Genomic DNA, 17,546 nt, shown 5'->3' with positions numbered 1-17,546 from the left:
GAAGGTACTCCGGTGAAAATGTGTTGGCCCCGTTAGGGCCGACCTGCCGATTCGCGCAAAACCCTGCCTGTGGAAACTTTAGCCTTCCGCACGGCCCTTGAAGCCTTGTGCGATCACGTACCATTCGGACGAGTCCTTGCGGCTGGCGGGGGGCTTGGCGTGCTTCACCGTCTTGAAATTGCGCTTGAGGATCGTGAGCAGTTCCCCGTCGGTCCCCCCCGCAAAAACCTTCGCGACGAAAGCGCCGCCGGGAGCAAGCGTCTGGACCGCGAAGTCGACCGCTGTCTCGACAAGGCCCATGGTGCGCAGATGGTCGGTTGCCTTGTGGCCCACTGTGTTGGCGGCCATGTCCGAGAGCACGAGATCGGGCGCGCCGCCCAGCGCGCCGGTGAGCGCGGCGGGCGCGTCGTCGGCCATGAAGTCCATCTCGAAGATGGTCACGCCCTCGATCGGTTCCACGGGCAGAAGATCGATGCCGACAATCTCCGCGCCGGGCGACTGCTTGCGCACCACTTGCGCCCAGCCGCCCGGCGCAATGCCGAGATCGACGACGCGGCGCGCGCCCTTGAGCAGGGCGAAGCGGGTATCGAGCTCGATCAGCTTGAACGCGGCGCGGCTGCGCCAGCCTTCGGCCTTGGCCTGTTTGACGTAAGGATCGTTGAGCTGGCGCGCTAGCCAGCGATTGGACGAGGCGGTGCGCCCCTTCGCCGTCTTGACCCGTTCGCCCGGGTCGCGGCCGCTGCGGCTCACAGGTCCGCGGCCTTGGCAGCCTGCGCGCCGTCGCCGCGCCGCTCGCCGAGCCCGCCTGCGGCCATCAGGCTGCGCAGGATGCCCTCGCGGATGCCCCGGTCGGCAATGCCGAGCCGGTCGGCGGGCCAGATGTCGAAGATCGATTCGAGGATCGCGCAGCCCGCCACCACAAGGTCGGCGCGCTCGCGCCCGATGCAGGGCACGGCGACGCGTTCGGCCGGCGAAATGTGGGCGAGGCGCTGGCTGATCGCGCGCATCGAGTCCGTCGGCACGATCAGCCCGTCGACCGCGCTGCGGTCATACTGCGGCAGGCCAAGGTGAAGGCTGGCGAGCGTGGTGACAGTGCCGCTGGTGCCGAGGAGGCGCAGGCCGTTACCGGCCGCCGCTGCGGCGCGTGCCGGGGCGACGCGCTCGGAAAAGCCGGCAAAGCCATCGACAATCCGCGCGCGCATCTCGCGATAGGCGGCGGCGCGGGCTTCTGCCGCAAGCTCGATCGGCCCGATGCTTTCAGTGAGCGAGACCACGCCCCAGGGCACCGACTGCCAGTCAAGGATGCGCGGGACCGCGTCGCTGGTATCCACCAGCACCATCTCGGTCGAGCCGCCGCCGATATCGAAGATCATCGCCGGGCCCTCGCCGGGCTCGAGCAGGATGTGGCAGCCCAGCACGGCGAGCCGCGCTTCTTCCTCGGCGGTGATGATGTTGAGCCGGATGCCGGTTTCGCGGTGGACGCGCTCGATGAACGCCTCGCCGTTGGTGGCGCGGCGGCAAGCCTCGGTCGCTACCGAGCGGGCAAGGTGCACGCCGCGCTTGCGCAGCTTGTCGGCGCAGATGTGCAGCGCACCGAGCGCGCGATCCATTGCCGCATCGGAAAGACGGCCCGACTGCGCAAGGCCCTCGCCCAGCCGGACCACGCGGCTGAACGCGTCGATCACCATGAAGTGATCGCCCGAGGGCCGGGCGATCAGCAGGCGGCAGTTGTTGGTGCCGAGGTCGATCGCGGCATAGGCCTGGCGGTGGAACGGCGGCGTCTTTTGCCAGGGCTGGCGCGGCGCTTCGAGTGGAGCGGTGACAGAGGCGGCAGATGGGGTGGCCGTGCTCATCGCAAGGCTGGCGGCGGGCCTTTCGGCATGGGCGCTGTCAGGATTGCTGGCCGGTGCCTGATGGGCAGGACGCGGCGGCATCGGCTTGCTGCGGGACGCCGCCCTGTGCCCCCGCCGCTTGCCCGGCCGCGCCTTGCGCTTCTGCGCCGGCGGATCGAATTCCGCCATGACTACCAATCGCTTATGTTTTCCCGCCAAGTGAATGCCCGGCAGGTACTTGACACGCACTCTAGCGTTCCTGCGGCTCCGGAGCAAGCGGGCCGCAGGGCAAGGCCTCCCTCGCCTTGACTCGCGCCAACGCGCCGCCTAAAGGCGCGCCTCCCTTGCCCCGTCGTCTAACGGCAAGACTACGGATTCTGATTCCGTCTATCGAGGTTCGAATCCTCGCGGGGCATCCATTTTTCGGGCATTTGTGAAATATATCACCGACTTAGTCGGAAACGCGGAACTGTGTCCGTGTCTGCTGTCACACACCCCTGCGACACGCTCGGAGGTGACTTGTGACCCGCCCTCTCCACCTCGAACGGCGGGGCGCAGTTTATTATGTGCGGATCAGGGTGCCTACGATATATATTCAAGCCCTTGAAATAAAAGACTTTAAGCGGTCTCTCGCCACGAAAGACTACGCGACCGCCAAAAGAAGATGTAATGAGGCGGTCAGGTGGTTTCAAGAAGCGGTCGAGCGGATGGCGGGTTCGGGAGTTCTGGATCGAAATAGGCTGGAAGAGGCTGCCAACGCCTACTTCGCGCAACTGCTTCGGCAGGTTGACCAGCCACGCGATCTGCCCAAGGACGATTTCGACAATGCGCTAGCCATGCAGATTGAGCAAACCGAAGCAGAAATTGAGCGGCTGGAAGCGATCCTGAAAGTTCACGACTATAAAGCGGCTGGTTACGCGGAGGCCGCCCGGACAATGCTCATCCCTATGGGGATCGACTTCGACGCGCTTGACCCTGATGCCCAGTTTGATGCCAAGAACCATGCAGCACGGGCACTATTCCAGCAGATGCGCTATCTGCTGCATAGCCTTCAAACCCCAGCGAGACGGTTCGCGCCGGACGATGAGCTATTCAGCCTCCGACCTCCTGCGCCGATCATTCAGCAAGCCATCACACCAGCCGCACCGGTTCCCAAGATCATACGTCCAGAGCTTACGCTTGAAAGCACAGTGACCGAGTACAACGCGTACCTTGTCAGGACCGAGCGGCAGGGTTCAACCCGGGACGAGACCGCACGGGTGCTTCGGTGGCTTCAGGAAGAAATCCCCCCGGCAACGCCAGTGTCCCAGATCACCCACGACCACATGCGCGAGTTCCGCAACTGCCTGCTGGAACTCGGCACGGGGGCGCAGGGGAAGAAGCTCCCCTTTCGGCAACGACTCGCCTTGCCGGGGCAGGAGAACCTCAGGTTCGTCACCCGGCAGCGGTACTGGCGCTTCACGACCAAGTTCTTCGGCTGGCTCCAGGCGGAATACCGCATCGCCAATCCCGCAAAGGACCTGCTGTTCGAGGGCGGAAAGAACGAACTGCGCCACTCTCCCGAACCCTTCTCTACCGAGGAACTGAAACGCTTCCTGCGAACGCCTCTGTTCACCGGGTACAAGTCTCACAACCGGATGCTGGCCGAGGGCGACTGCCTGATCCGCAATGGCTACTGGTGGTCGGCGGTGCTGATGATGTTCACCGGCGCCCGGGCGGGCGACATTGCCCAGTTGCTCCCCAGCGACTTCCGGTTCGATGAGCCGGTTAAGCACCTCATCATTCAGCCCGGCACACTGCCTGAGGGGTTCCCGAAGCGCAGCAAGTTCGGCCCCCGGACTCACACAATACCGCTTCATCCCAGTCTGCTAGAATTGGGCATCCGCGAGTTTGTGGAAGCCCGGGCCAAGCGCCATGCCGGTAAGCGCCTGCTGTTCGAGATCGGCTTAGGCGGGCATCGCATGAGCACCGGCATGACCAAGTTTTGGTCCCGCTATCTCCATGCCTTCGACCTGTTTAGGCCCGGACGGGCAACTCATGTCCACAGGCACACTATGACGGCGCGACTCCGGGCTGCGGGCGTATCAAACGAGGATAGCGGCGCGGTGCTCGGGCACTCGGATGGATCGGTCACGGCGGGGTATGGCGGCGATCAGGGCTTGGTGCGCAAGCTGGCCACGCTGGAAAAGCTAGATCATGGGTTTGATGTGGTCGGGGCGCTGGGCGGACCATACGATCCCAAGGTGCACCGGTACTGATAGACTCGGCAGTGCTAATCGGCTAGGAGGACCTTGGTCCATGTCGCTGGACAGATGCCCCGCTTCCATCCCGCGCTGGATGGTTCAATTGCAAAGGGGCGATTGCAAGTGCCGGTCACTTTCCACGGAAAAGCGGAAAACTCTCTAATAAGCCCACCGGCACCGATACCGACACCACCATCACCGTTGTTCACGAAGCACAAGCTATCAGATGGACGACAGATCTGGATATCAGCACCTCAGCCTGACAGGCTGTCCTTCATCATCCCGATCAGCAAATATGTATACGCTAAGTCCATAGCGCATACCGTATCGGGGCCGGAGTTCATGGTGGGGTTCCTTGCCCATTTGTTGAACCCGCCGTTCCCGGTGGAGGTGCTTGAAGGGACCAAGTACGTTAACAAGTCCACCAAGCTCGAAGACTGGCGGGCCAGCCGTCTGACGTTCGGCAAACGGGAGTCGGTGATCCATTTCTCCCGGTACAAGCACCCCAAGCTGGGCCTGACGCTTCGGCTGGAGATGAACCCACGCAAGCTCGGCGCTGACGGGTTCAAACAACTGGCCAATCTCATGGCCCCGTGGTTCGACATGGCGGGCGTCGCGAATGCGGCTCGGGTGACTGGACTGGACATTGCCGTTGATGTTGTCGGCCTCTGGGTTGGCGAGGTAATCGCTCGGCACAAGCAGCAAGGCCAGCGCGTCCAGTTCATCGGCACCGATGGGTTGCTCGAAACGGTGTACATCAACCGCAAGTTGCCTGCCTACAAGCCGAAGGTCGATCAGTGGGGGGTGAAGAAGCCCAAGGCGCTCTCTCACCCTGCGGGCAAGCCGCTGCTCAAAATCTACGACCGGGTGCGGGAGCGCGAGAAATACGGCAAGCCGCCACCCTATGGCGAGGCTCCGGTTACGCGGATTGAACTGGTGCGGGGGAACTTCAAGAAGCTGCGTCTGGAGGACCTGCCCGGCATGAAAGACCAATTGTCGGACGTATGGGCCGGATACGGCCCCAGTCAGACCGACGTGATGCCCAAGGTCTGGCGGCGCTTCTGGGCGATGGCGCGCACCGAACGTTCGCCGGAAGCAGCCGGTCTCCTCGACTTGCCGCCCAAGGTGGCCAAGAGCTTCGAGAAGGCGCTTAGAGTTCCTGCCCCGGATTTGGTAGCACCGAACACCACCTGGGCGACTTGGGACGTCGCGTTGAAGTCCTCGGGGCTGCTCGCGCTGAGCAAACCGGGCAAGTAGGAAGCGTCAGATCGTATCGGGTGGGTTCAGCGGATTTCTGCCGATTTGGGCTGTACCGCTGCCCTCTCAAGAGGCAGGCTTAACAGGTAAACCAACCTCAACCTGTTCAGATCATGCAATTTTACTCGTATCTACGCGTCTCGACTACCAAGCAGGGCTTTGACGGCCTCGGGGTCGAAAGCCAGCGCGAAGCTGTCCGGCGATACTGTGATCAGGTCCAAGGCGAACTGCTCGGGGAGTTCGTCGAGGTCGAGTCAGGCAAGCGGAACAACCGCCCTGTGCTGGCGGAGGCGCTTGCCGCGTGCCGGACCAAGCGAGCCACGCTAGTGATCGCCAAATTGGACCGGCTCGGTCGGAGTGTCAGCTTTATCGCAGGACTGATGGACACGAAGGTGCCATTCGTTGCAGTGGACATGCCGTTTGCCACCCCGTTGCTGCTTCATGTCATGTCGGCATTCGCTCAACACGAGAGGGAGATGATCTCAGCTAGAACGCGGGGCGCACTGGCCGCAGCAAAAGCCCGGGGGGCTGTCCTCGGCGCAAATGGCAAGGTCCTCGCCGCAAAGAACCGGGCTGATGCAATGGCTCATGCTGAGACTGTCCGGCAAGCTATCGTACACGCCCGCGAGGCAGGTTGCGTGTCACTGCCTCAGATAGCCGCATTTTTGACCAAGCACGGCCACAAGACTGCGGCTGGGGGGAGATGGTATCCCACGACGGTTCGACGCGTCTTGGCAAGAATGCAGGCTCCAGACGCCTAGCGCCGAAACTTGAGAGCTACGTCGATCAACTGAGACACCAGATGCAATTCCGCATCCGACAGGGCTGCAAGCCGTGTGGTAAGCTGGTTGAGACTTGAACGTGCGAGCTTGCCGCTGGGCACCTCGGACGTGAACAGTTCCGCTGGATCGACCTGCAAGGCATCTGCAAGGTGCTGAATGTTGGGGAAACGGACGCCGGTCCCCCCACCTTCGATCCGAACGATCATGTCCACGGAGATGCCGCAGGCTTCAGACAGCGCCACCTGCGTCATGCCCATGCGCTTACGGTGGCGGGCCACAAGCCCTCCGAACCGCTCCATGAGTTCCGTTACATCGCCCATCGTGACCTCTCCGCCACACAATAGGGCGGGAGGTCACAGGACGTGTGCGCAGTTACTTGCAGATAAAGGTTCAACCTTGCAATCACTTGCAAATTCAGATTGAAGTGAAACTCGGAAATCACTTCCGGGTCCAAGGGTCGCAAGATCGCAGGTACCGAACGCTAACCGAAGAGGATTATCATGAAGGCATTGATTGCGGGTCTGACGGTATTGGCGCTTGCCACTCCGGTTTCTCTGCCCGCCGCTCCCGCACACCGCCCGACAGGAACTCCCGCGCCGAAGCCAGTCGCAATCGCTCCGGTCCCTAAGCCACCTGTCCAACTACCGGTATTTGAGTTCATGGGCCAGACGACTGAAGCCCCGCCAACGATGACCGAGTTGCAGGGGGCGAAATGCGTCACTAGCAACTCTCGATACACCTGCACCAACGTCAGCTTCCCCACGGTTGCCGGCCGTCCGATGCGCTATCTGCAAATCGCCTTCTTCAATGAACGGCTCTATGCGGTGTCAGCGGCATTCGGCGAACTGGCCTATCAACCTGTGTTGGAAGCCTTCACGGCAAAATACGGTAAGCCGGACAAGGTAGAGGTCCGCAAATGGCAATCGAAGGCCGGGGCCACGTTCGACAATCAAGTCTCGATCTGGAACTTCAGCGGCGGCGGAACTCTTGAGCTTCAAAGCATGGGTAGCCAGGTTGGCGAAGGGCGCTTCGACTTTATCAGCACAACGAACGCGCCCCCCACTGAGGCTCCGAAGGTAGACTTCTGACCCCCCATCGGTCGCGTCATGGTCGGCGGCAACGTAGGCTTGAGGTCCGAAAATCGCCGAGTTTTCAGCGGATTTTGGCTGTTTTCACCCGCCATACGTGACAGTTTTCCAATGGAAACAAACCATTGGAGGACGAAATGCTTTGGACAGTCGGCTACAGCGACAGGAGCTTGCCGCAGTTCCTGCGCGAATTGGAACGGCGGGGGATCACGCAGCTTTGGGACGTGAGGTCCTCGCCATGGTCACGCAACCAGCCGTTCAACGCCAACCAGATCGAGCGATGGGCAGAGCGCGGAGGTATTCTTTATCGCCAATATGGAGACATTCTCGGCGGGCGGGCCGATATCGCGCTGGACCATCCCGACTACCTGATTGCGCTGGATAGGCTTCTCGATGCTGCGAGCCGCGAACCGCTGGCGATCATGTGCGCCGAGGGACGGCCTGAGGACTGCCATAGGACGACCGATATAGCGGCCAGCCTCCTCGCAAGATATGGCGTGGTGGCCCGCAGCATCTGTCGGGACGGCTCAGACGAGGACGTGACCGACACCCTCCAGCGGGTTCCGGCCTCCCGTATCGACCCGGTGATCCGCGCCCTGCTCGACGCTCAGCCGCGCCTCTTCTGAAGCCACGCACAAGCGACCTATGTCAAAGTTTAGTCAAAATAACTCAGAAAGTTAGATGACGGCGCAGAGTCGAGAAATCGACGCGTCCCTGACAAACCTTGCCTGCAAATGCCCCCGGAATGCCCTTCCAAGGGGAGCTACAGCGGGGCTAGTCGCAGAACCCACCAAATCCCCTCGACCGGGGTATCGAGCGCCCACGCGGCCGTTCAATTCCTTTGCGATCATTCGCGTCTCTGCCATAGATTGGCGCGATGGCGACCCCGGAACAGAAGGCCCGTGAACTGATCGACGCGCAACTTTGCGCGGCGGGGTGGGTTATTCAGGATCGGGAAGACATGAGTCTCGGAGCGGGGCTTGGCGTTGCTGTTCGCGAGTATCCGCTGGCAACGGGACCTGCCGATTACCTGCTGTTCGTTGATCGCAAGGCTTGCGGTGTCGTCGAGGCGAAGCCCGAGGGCGTCACCTTGTCCGGTGTTGCCGACCAAGCCAGTCGCTATCAGCACCAGTTGCCCGCTCACCTCTCGGCCTGGGGTGATCCGCTCCGGTTCGACTACGAGGCCAGCGCTTCGGAAATCCTGTTCAGCGACCGCGTCGATACCGCCCAGCGCTCCCGCTACCTCTTCGCCTTCCACCGGCCAAAGACGTTGCACGAGTGGCTTAAGGCTGGTTCCTCGCTGCGTACCCGGCTTGCCAGCCTGCCACCGCTCATCACGGAAGGGCTGCGCGACTGTCAGGTCGAGGCAATCACGGCGCTCGAACAATCGCTGGCCGAGGGCAAGCCCCGTGCGCTCGTGCAGATGACCATGGGTGCGGGCAAGACCTTCACCGCCGCGACCCAAGCCTATCGGCTGCTGGCCCACGGCGGGGCCAAGCGCATCCTGTTTCTGGTGGACCGCAACAACCTCGGGCGGCAGACGCTCAAAGAGTTTCAGGCATACCGACCACCCGGCACCGGACGCCTGTTCACCGAGCTTTACAACGTCCAGCGCCTTGGCCCGAACGGTCTCGATCCCAATGCTTCGGTCGTTATCTCCACGATCCAGCGGGTCTATGCCCAGCTTGCCGAGGAGGAGCTTTCCGAGGAGGACGAGGAGGCCAGCGGCTACGAGACCGACAACGCCCCGGCGAAGCAGGTGGTCTACAACGCCGAGCTACCGCCAGAGACGTTCGATTTCGTGATAGTCGATGAGTGCCACCGCTCGATCTACGGCAACTGGCGGCAGGTGCTGGAGTATTTCGACGCCTTCACCATCGGCCTCACGGCCACACCATCGATCCACACGCTCGGCTACTTCCAGCGCAACCTCGTCGCCGAGTACCCCTACGAACGCTCGGTAATCGACGGGGTCAACGTGCCGTTCGAAGTGTTCCGCATCCGGACCGAGATTGGCGAGCGCGGCGGCAAGATCGATGCCGGCTACTCCGTCGCCCGGCGTGACCGGCACACCCGCCGCCAGCGTTACGAGGAACTGGCCGAGGACCTTGTCTACGCCCCGACGGACCTTGATCGTTCGGTGATCGCGCCCAACCAGATCAGGCTGGTGCTCCAGACCTTCCGCGACACGCTGCCGACCGAGTTGTTCCCCGGTCGCACCGAAGTGCCTAAGACGCTGATCTTCGCCAAGGACGATCACCATGCCGAGGAGATTGTCCACATCGCCCGCGAGGTTTTCGGCAAGGGCAACGATTTCGCCAAGAAGATCACTTACGCGGCGGACGATCCCGAGAAGCTGATTTCCGAGTTCCGCAACAGCTATAACCCGCGCATCGCCGTGACCGTGGACATGATCGCCACCGGCACCGACATAAAGCCGCTGGAGGCGCTGATCTTTCTGCGCGATGTGCGCTCGTCGCTCTATTTCGAGCAGATGAAGGGCCGGGGCGTCCGCTCGCTGGGCTTTGCCGATCTCAAGACAGTGACGCCCGATGCCAGCGCCCGGAAGGAACGCTTCGTCCTGATCGATGCAGTGGGCGTGACCGAGAGTGTCAAGCAGGTGGCGCGGCCTCTGGAGCGCAAGCGCAACGTCAGCTTCGAAAAGCTGCTGGAGCATGTCGCCAGCGGACGCGCCGATGCCGATCTGGTCTCTACTCTGGCCGGGCGGCTGGCCGCATTGGACCGGCGGCTGACGGCGGAGGACCATGCGCAGATCACAGCGGCGACCGGCGGGCAGACCCTGCACGATATCGCCTCCCGGCTGCTGGACAGCATCGACAACGACAAGGTCGAGGCCGAGACCCCGCCCCCCGTCACCGACACAGTCATGGAAGCGACCGGCAAGCGGATGCGCGAGGAGGCGCTGCGCGTACTGGCCGACGGCCCCAAGTTGCGGCGGCTGCTGGTTGACCTCAAGCAAATGTCCGAACTCTATATCGACGAGTTCACTCGCGACGTAGTGCTGTCCACCGGCTTCGATGAGCGGGCGGCGCGGGACATGGTGGGGAAGTTCACCGACTTCCTTACGCAACATCAGGACGAACTGACTGCGCTCACCATCCTCTATGGCAAGCCCGCCCGTAACCAGCGGCTGACTTATGGGAGCATCGAGGAATTGCGCAACGCGCTGGCGAAGCCCCCATGGCTGCTGGAGCCGGTGTCGATCTGGGGGGCGTACAAGCGTCTTTCCGAAGGCAAGATCACGGCGGACCCGGCACGAGTGCTTACCGATATCGTGGCACTGGTGCGCTATGCGCTGGGCCAACGGGAAACGCTCCAGCCCATGTCGGCGGACATGGCCGGGCGCTTCAACCTGTGGCTGGGGCGCGAGAAGACGGCGGGCCGCGACTATGGCCCCGAACAGCTTGGCTGGCTGGAGGCGATCCGCGATCACCTTGCCGCCAACATTGACCTTTCCCTGCGCGACCTTCAGGAGCAGCCCAGCTTTGTTGAGCGCGGCGGTGTGATTGCCGCTCGCCGTGCCTTCGGGGATCGCCTGAACACGATTATCGATGAATTGCCGGAAGCACTGGTGGCATGATCCGTCGGCATAGTGGGGGTTGAAGTTGGCACGGGGGCGGAAGGCAGCGGCGGTTGAGATTGAGCCGGTTGACGGTCCTTGGGACCTGCCAGATGATTGGCGCTGGGAGAGGCTGAGTGAAGTTGCCACAGAGCCGCAGCGAGGCTCACCCGCAAGCAGGTTTGGCGAAGCATTCCGCTATCTGGACGTAAGCAGCATAGATGGTCCTCGGATCGATCCCAAATGCCTTGCGACCAGCGAGGCACCTTCCCGAGCACGCCAGTTCGTGCAGACCGGGGACACCGTGCTATCAGGCGTCCGTGTTTATCTGCGCAACATCGTCATGGTGCCGGCAAACACAGTTGACGTAGCCTCCACTGCGTTTTGCGTTCTGCGTCCCGGGCCTGACCTCGACGCACGCTTCATGCACCGTTGGATCAGCTCGGACTGGTTCATAAACGCCCTGATCCCGTTGCAGCGTGGCAATAGTCCGCCAGCAGTTCTGGATGCTGACGTGCGAAGCCAGCCAGTTCCGGTTCCCCCACTTAAGGTGCAAAAAAGGGTTGCTGATCGTATCGACTCGCTGTTCGCCGAAATCGACGAAGGCGAGGCGGCGCTGGCTGAGGCACGGGCCGGGGTGGAAACCTATCGCAAGTCCCTGCTCAAGGCAGCGGTGACGGGCGAACTCACCGCCGACTGGCGAGCGGCCAACCCGCAGCAGGAAACCGGCGAAGACCTCCTCCAACGCATCCTCGCCGACCGCCGCGCCCGCTGGCATGCCGACCGGAAGAATGCCCGCAAGACTTACATTGAGCCTACCGGACCAGATACCGACGACCTGCCCGCACTGCCGGAAGGGTGGGTGTGGGCGAGCGTGCAGCAGCTTTCCACGCTCGTAACGAGCGGGTCGCGGGGCTGGTCCGAGTATTATGCGGACAGCGGTTCTCTTTTCATCAGGGCCGCGAACCTGAACCAAGACCGTCTCGACCTCTCGGAAGTCGCGTTCGTGCAAGTACCCACCAATTCAGAAGGCGCTCGCACCAAGGTTCAGCAAGATGATTTCCTGATCACGATCACCGGTGCGAATGTGACCAAGTGCGGGGTCGTGACGGATGCACTCGCCGATGCCTATGTCAGCCAACATGTCGGTCTCGTTCGGCCTGTTACGGCTGAGATCGGGCGCTATCTCTATCTGTGGTCCCGTGCATATGGCGGCGGCAAGCAGTACCTTGAAGATGCGGCATACGGCGCAGGCAAGCCCGGCCTGAACCTTCCGAACATCTATGAAATGGCTGTTGCGCTGCCTTCGTTCGCCGAGATTGCCGAGATTGAACTGAGGGTACAGCACGCGCAGGACCGCGTTCCCGAGGCAGATTTTATTGGCTCGCTGGGAAGCCAACTCCGCCAATCCATCCTCGCCGCCGCGTTTCGGGGAGAGCTTGTCGCATGACAGACGTTCCAGAAGATGAGCAGCCGCTTCCCGAACCGGAAGCACAGACACTATCGCGCCGCCGCTGGCCGTTCGTGCTGCTTGGCCTGCTGCTGGCATTGCTGGGTTGGAATGCCGTCATCACCATTCCTGTATCCCGCGCCCTTTCTGATGAGGAGGGTTCGACAACCGTCGCCTATCGAAGGTGGCTGATCAGCCCGAACCAGATCGTCTTTGATGTGTGGTCGGTCGATGGGTCGCAATCGATGGTCGCCATGGACCGGCGACTGTTCAAGGCGGCGGAAGCCTTGAAGGACAGTTCCTACGAAAGCGTCGTCCTGGCCTATCACGGGCAGACCCGCCTGCTGATGGACGGCAAGACCTTTCAGGAGATCGGTGCCAACCGCCAGACCGAGAACCCGATCTATACCATGCGCACCATGCAGGAGCACATCTACAACCCGGACGGCTCGCCTGCCTTTGGCACATGGACTGGCGGCTGGCTGGGCGTGATGGGCAAGCAACTGGAAGACCACAACGAGTTCCACAAGCGCTGGTGGGTGAACGATGCTATCGGCTCGGCGGCTGCCATGCCCAACAGCGCCACGGCGCAATGAAGGGGGTGAGCGTTGTTCGACGTTGAACTCTACAACCGGAAATATGATTGGCTGGCGGCCTCACTGCTGGCGGTGCCCTTGGTCTGGCTGTTTTATGGCTGGGATGCCACTCTCGTCGCCACTCTGCTATTCGCACTGATCGGCGCGCTCAAACCGCTGACCCGATGGCTGGGGTATCAACTGGCGGCAGGCGTGTTTGCCGCCGGAGTGGTTCTGCTACTCTCCCCGCTGCTGCAATTCGGGTTCTACAATAGCTTCTGCTACGGCGGGGCGTGGAGCCCTGCGGCGGGGCTTAGCCGCTTCCAACAGCCGGATTATTGCCTGAACGAGTGGTTTGGCAACTTCGCTCAAGGGGTGTGGAAGGGGCCACTCCGTGATCTGGCAATGCCGGTGGCCGGCTTCGGCCTGATGCTCCTCGCGCTCCCACAGCAGCACCAATCCGATCTGGATGCCGATGGGCAGGAAGTCGCTCTTTCTCCCTTTTCCTTCAGCCAGATTGTTGCCCGCTGGGGTGGGCTGATCTTTGCGCTATCACTCTGGATCGGCGGCTCTTGGTACAACTACCAAGCGGAGCAAGCCGCTCTGGAAGAAAGGTTGGCGGCATACGAGGCTCAGCAACGTCAGGACGAACGCATCGCTGCGGAACAGGCCAAGCGCGACGCGGCTGAGGCAGCGGCCCAAGCCTCACAGGCAGCCGTCGAAGAGGCCGCCAAGCGCGTGGATGCCAACTGGCTGATCGGTGGCTGGGCAGTGGTTCAAGACTACGGCGGCAAGCCCGATCCTTCGCTATATTGCGCCACGGATACCGGCTACACCTTCAAGAAGGGCGGCAAGTACATCGGCGCTTCTCACGAGGGTACGTTTTCGGTGAAAGCCAACGTGGTCACGCTGTCCAACCGCACCAGCTTCGAGATCGGCGATCCAGATTATCAGTCCGAGCATATGCCGCCGCTCGATCTGAAGGTCGAACGGCGCGGCGATAAGTTGATCATCGACGGGGAAACATATGGCCGATGCTAAAGGGGGCGAAAGCCAGTGAACGAACAGACCCTCGTCTCGAAAGTCTGGAATTACGCACACGTCCTGCGGGATGAGGGCATCGGCTATGGCGATTATGTCGGCCAGATCAGCTTCCTGCTGTTCCTCAAAATGGACGAGGAGCGCACCGCTTACCTCGGCGAGCCGTCGCTGATCCCGGCGGAATACCAGTGGTCTACGATCCGGGGGAAGACCGGTGAGGCGCTGGACCAGCACTACAAGAAGGCGCTGACCGAGCTTGCCAAGCGCACCGATTTCGTCGGCACGCTGTTCCTCAAGGCCGAGAGCAAGATTAACGATCCGGCCCGGCTGCAACGCCTTGTCACTCTGATCGACGGCGAGACGTGGATGGGCGTCAATGTCGATGTGAAGGGCGCGATTTACGAAGGGTTGCTCGAACGCAACGCGGGCGAGGTGAAGAGCGGCGCGGGCCAGTATTTCACCCCGCGCCCACTGATCCAGGCTATGGTCGAAGTCGTCGATCCATCGCCCACCGAAAGCGTGTGCGACCCGGCCTGCGGCACCGGCGGCTTCCTCCTCGCCGCCTACGAGCATATGAAGCGCAAGCCTGCCGCTGCTGACCGGCGGGTTTCGGCGGCGCTGCGCGAAGAGAAGTTCCGTGGCTACGATATCGTGCCCGAGGTGGTGCGTCTCTGCGCCATGAACCTCTACCTGCACGGCGTCGGCGGCAGCACCTCGCCCGTGATCCCGGCGGATGCTCTGGCGAATGATAACGGCGAACGCTTCGATATCGTGCTGGCGAACCCGCCCTTCGGCAAGCGCACCTCCTATCGCACCGTCAACGTGAAGGGCGACATGGAGACCGAGCGGCAGGACTATGTCCGCGAGGACTTCACCGTCACAACTTCGAACAAGCAGCTTAACTTCCTCCAGCACATCATGACCGTGCTGAAACCGGGCGGCACGGCGGCGGTGGTTCTGCCGGACAACGTGCTGTTCGAGGGCGGCGCAGGAGAGACGATCCGCAGGCGGCTGCTCAAGGACTTCAACTTCCACACCTTGCTGCGCCTGCCGACGGGCATCTTCTACAAGCCAGGCGTGAAGGCGAACGTCCTTTTCTTTGAGAAGGTCGCGGCAAGCGAGCGGATCGCGACCGAGGAACTATGGGTCTACGATTTCCGCACCAATCAGCGCTTCACGTTGCGGGAGCGCCCACTGAGCCGCGCCGACCTCGACGATTTCGTCGCCGCCTATCGCCCCAACCACCAGCGCCACACACGTGAGGACAGCGAACGCTTCCGCCGGTTCAGCTATGAGGAACTGGCAGCGCGGGACAAGCTGAACCTCGATATCTTCTGGCTGAAGGACGACGGCCACATCGACCCCGACAGCCTGCCCCCGCCAGACGAGGTGGCAGCGGAGATCGTCGAGAACCTTGAAGCGGCGCTGGAACGGTTCCGCAAGGTTGCGGCGGAGCTTGCGACTTGAGAAACAGTAGATAGAATACTGGGCATATCTCAGCCTACGCACGCGCTGAGTTTTCAAAAAATTACCCGCGTGTTCGTTCAGCCGAAGGAGGGTCAATGCCCGCGAAGTACTTCGATATTCATTATCGTAAGGCGTCGGCAATACCGGCAGGGGCGACGTCACTTGAGGATGCCGTGAAATCAGCACTATCCCGTGCAGATGCCTTAAACCAGCCCTTGTGGCTTCGGGCTGAAGACCGAATAATGGATATGGCGGATCACTCTGATGCAGAGAAGCTCCTATTCAACACACCAGCCGATGTAGCAAAGGGTATCGCTGGAGAACTGTGTCTATATAGGCAAGGTGCGGTTCAACCAATTCTAGCTTTCGAGCCAAAGACGGTTAAAACCTCTAGTATATCTGTGGCTCAGATTTTTGCATTAATTGAACAAGAGGCCCCAGAAAAGAGAGAGTTTATTACATGAGTATGTTATTGGCTTGTAATTGAGAATCATGTCCTGTTTGTTACTCTGCGTGGGTTTCCCAAGGATTATGTGCGAGACTTTTTTGCTTGGCTTACAGCGTCAGGTTCATCGGATAGCCCGGTGTTAACTGCTGAACTCGATCCAGCCGAAGTGGCGGGGAACCTTGGAAGGATCAGTAAGTTTGTTGTTCGCGGCTCTAACGGTAAACCCAAATTCGCAGTGACCCCAGCCGACAGTGAAGGCCAATTGCGCGTGCGAAAGGGTCGATTGGCGGTGCCGTGGGACAAGGCCGAGGATGCCATCGCCCTCACAATTGGCGAAAGTGCGCTCACGCGTTTAAAGGACAGCTTGACCGATAAAAACCGACTCTTCGCCGAAACGGAATGGGGAGTGATCGGACCCAGGAGTAAGAAGCTCAAAGAGACGCTGTCCGCCCTAGCATCTGAAGCTGCGAACTCGACCGACGGGGAGGTCAGCGTGATGGGCAAAGATGGGGAGATAAAGGATGGAAGCGCGATCCTTAAACTACGGATGCCGTTCAACGTCGAACGTGATGGACATTACCTCCTCGATTTTGCCGAGGCAGTAGGGCAACTGAATGAAGCATTCCGACGCTTCTCATCCGATGGCAAGCTGGTCACATGAACCTTCGCCTATTCACTGTCGTGTCTGTCGTCGGCTGCGCGGCGTTGGCAGGATGGCTTGTTCCGATTGATGAGTGGGTTGCCGTCGCAAAGTCGGTCATGACTGTCTTAGCCATCCTTGCTGCCGCCATATTGGTAAGACTGAACAGGGGGATGCCGACAATTGACTGGTCTAAGGTAAAGGCTGAAGATCGGGTAAAGCTCGTTAGCGAAATTCAAAAATTGGCGCGTGAATATGGTGTTACGCTGCTGTTCGTTGGCAGCGCGCTTGTTTTGTTCCTTATTCTTGATCGTTCGGGAGCGTCATCCCCGCTTGGAGCTTTCATCGCAACCAAGCCTCATGCCGTGTCCGTAGTCATTAGTGCAGCGGCTGGGGCCATCAGTGCATTTGCTCTGATTAGGATTGGTTACGTTGTGTGGCGGGATATTGACATAGTTGACCTACAAGCTGGTGTGATTGCCCAAGCTGCGAACGCTGACTTGTTGGACCGGAGGAACGGGATAGCGGACGCAATTGCGCAATCTGGAGTGGTCGATCCTCGCAAATCGGTCGTGGAGGACTCCTCGGCAAAGATGGACTAGCGGGGGCAGGTTGCTGTCCCACACTGTCACACAAACATGTGGCACCTGAGGCATCCATGTTCTACAGTATGTCTATAAAAAACAATACTCTAAGGATGGCCATGCACCTGACCTTCCTCTCCTCGCGGGGCATCCATTTGCGGGAAGTTAATCGGCCTAAATCGATTGCTTGCCAGCGGCCGTCAAATTTCCTCCCCACTCTGTTCCCAACATTTGCTTCTGGACTTGGGCGTGTGCAGGCACACGCTTACGGACTCGCGCTTCCTTCCCCGCTCGTGACCGAGTCTCTTGCGGGTTACGGCAACGAATTGGATCAGAGCGGCTGCGCTTTCCAGTTTCAATGAGTCCTAGGGGAGCCAAGGCTCCACAGCTGATCAATGCCCAAAAGCTCCGGATGTCCGGGCCGAGCCGGAATCCAATTCGCGAAGCAATACTCTCACTTTCCAATATTTAATTGGACGGTTGGGGCGTACGTCCATCAATCCATATGACCTGCCCCCCGAAAGATCCCTCGATCTGATGTAGAGTCTGCCCATTGGAA

16 protein-coding genes and 1 tRNA gene are annotated in these 17,546 nt (G+C 60.9%); 14 read left to right on the top strand and 3 right to left on the bottom strand.

Features of this window, described 5'->3' with window-relative positions:
- Positions 1–78 precede the first annotated feature (78 nt).
- A complete protein-coding gene (locus tag WCL10_RS00085) occupies positions 79–750 on the bottom strand; it encodes an RlmE family RNA methyltransferase (protein WP_336893571.1) in 672 nt (223 codons plus the stop codon).
- Entirely contained in the window at positions 747–2,021 is a 1,275-nt protein-coding gene (locus tag WCL10_RS00080) for a Ppx/GppA family phosphatase (RefSeq protein WP_336893570.1), read from the bottom strand. The genes WCL10_RS00085 and WCL10_RS00080 overlap by 4 nt, the downstream gene beginning before the upstream one ends.
- Before the next feature lie 156 nt (positions 2,022–2,177).
- Between WCL10_RS00080 and WCL10_RS00075 the strand changes: the two genes are divergently transcribed.
- The 4 genes from WCL10_RS00075 to WCL10_RS00060 all read left to right on the top strand — a co-directional run bounded on the left by WCL10_RS00075 (position 2,178) and on the right by WCL10_RS00060 (position 6,093).
- Positions 2,178–2,251: transfer RNA gene (locus WCL10_RS00075), tRNA-Gln, on the top strand.
- Between the two features lie 102 nt (positions 2,252–2,353).
- Positions 2,354–4,090: a DUF6538 domain-containing protein gene (locus WCL10_RS00070; RefSeq protein WP_336893569.1), complete on the top strand. Its 1,737-nt coding sequence runs from the start codon at positions 2,354–2,356 to the stop codon at positions 4,088–4,090.
- Positions 4,091–4,144: 54 nt separating this feature from the next.
- Positions 4,145–5,332: a hypothetical protein gene (locus tag WCL10_RS00065; protein ID WP_336893568.1), complete on the top strand. Its 1,188-nt coding sequence runs from the start codon at positions 4,145–4,147 to the stop codon at positions 5,330–5,332.
- A gap of 113 nt (positions 5,333–5,445) precedes the next feature.
- Positions 5,446–6,093, top strand: coding sequence for a recombinase family protein (locus tag WCL10_RS00060; RefSeq protein ID WP_336893567.1), 648 nt, complete (start codon positions 5,446–5,448; stop codon positions 6,091–6,093).
- On the opposite strand, the gene WCL10_RS00055 is transcribed toward WCL10_RS00060, so the two are convergent.
- Positions 6,090–6,434, bottom strand: coding sequence for a helix-turn-helix transcriptional regulator (locus WCL10_RS00055; RefSeq protein WP_336893566.1), 345 nt, complete (start codon positions 6,432–6,434; stop codon positions 6,090–6,092). The two genes, WCL10_RS00060 and WCL10_RS00055, sit on opposite strands and share 4 nt — an antisense overlap.
- Positions 6,435–6,614: 180 nt before the next feature.
- Here WCL10_RS00055 and WCL10_RS00050 point away from each other — a divergent pair, with 180 nt between their 5' ends.
- The 10 genes from WCL10_RS00050 (at position 6,615) to WCL10_RS00005 (ending at position 17,005) form a co-directional block, all read left to right on the top strand.
- Positions 6,615–7,202 carry a hypothetical protein gene (locus tag WCL10_RS00050; RefSeq protein WP_336893565.1) on the top strand — a complete coding sequence of 196 codons (588 nt, stop codon included), beginning with the start codon at positions 6,615–6,617 and terminating at the stop codon, positions 7,200–7,202.
- Positions 7,203–7,339: 137 nt separating this feature from the next.
- On the top strand, positions 7,340–7,828 hold the full coding sequence (locus WCL10_RS00045; protein WP_336893564.1) for a DUF488 domain-containing protein: 489 nt from the start codon (positions 7,340–7,342) through the stop codon (positions 7,826–7,828).
- A 251-nt stretch (positions 7,829–8,079) separates the two neighbouring features.
- Complete coding sequence (locus tag WCL10_RS00040; protein ID WP_336893563.1) at positions 8,080–10,803, top strand: DEAD/DEAH box helicase family protein; 2,724 nt, start codon at positions 8,080–8,082, stop codon at positions 10,801–10,803.
- 265 nt (positions 10,804–11,068) lie between these two features.
- Complete coding sequence (locus WCL10_RS00035; protein ID WP_336893562.1) at positions 11,069–12,232, top strand: hypothetical protein; 1,164 nt, start codon at positions 11,069–11,071, stop codon at positions 12,230–12,232.
- Positions 12,229–12,828: a hypothetical protein gene (locus WCL10_RS00030; protein ID WP_336893561.1), complete on the top strand. Its 600-nt coding sequence runs from the start codon at positions 12,229–12,231 to the stop codon at positions 12,826–12,828. Before WCL10_RS00035 ends, WCL10_RS00030 begins: the two co-directional genes overlap by 4 nt.
- 12 nt (positions 12,829–12,840) lie before the next feature.
- A complete protein-coding gene (locus tag WCL10_RS00025) occupies positions 12,841–13,848 on the top strand; it encodes a hypothetical protein (RefSeq protein ID WP_336893560.1) in 1,008 nt (335 codons plus the stop codon).
- Positions 13,849–13,863: 15 nt separating this feature from the next.
- Entirely contained in the window at positions 13,864–15,315 is a 1,452-nt protein-coding gene (locus WCL10_RS00020) for a class I SAM-dependent DNA methyltransferase (RefSeq protein WP_336893559.1), read from the top strand.
- A 95-nt stretch (positions 15,316–15,410) separates the two neighbouring features.
- Entirely contained in the window at positions 15,411–15,779 is a 369-nt protein-coding gene (locus WCL10_RS00015) for a hypothetical protein (protein ID WP_336893558.1), read from the top strand.
- 120 nt (positions 15,780–15,899) lie between these two features.
- Positions 15,900–16,424, top strand: a complete 525-nt coding sequence (locus tag WCL10_RS00010; protein WP_336893557.1) for a hypothetical protein — start codon at positions 15,900–15,902, stop codon at positions 16,422–16,424.
- Positions 16,421–17,005 carry a hypothetical protein gene (locus WCL10_RS00005; RefSeq protein ID WP_336893556.1) on the top strand — a complete coding sequence of 195 codons (585 nt, stop codon included), beginning with the start codon at positions 16,421–16,423 and terminating at the stop codon, positions 17,003–17,005. The genes WCL10_RS00010 and WCL10_RS00005 overlap by 4 nt, the downstream gene beginning before the upstream one ends.
- Positions 17,006–17,546: the final 541 nt, after the last annotated feature.

Source organism: Novosphingobium sp. (genome assembly GCF_037133355.1).
Lineage (GTDB): Bacteria > Pseudomonadota > Alphaproteobacteria > Sphingomonadales > Sphingomonadaceae > Novosphingobium.
Note: the sequence above shows the minus strand (reverse complement) of the source record. Positions and strands in the feature narration are given on the sequence as shown.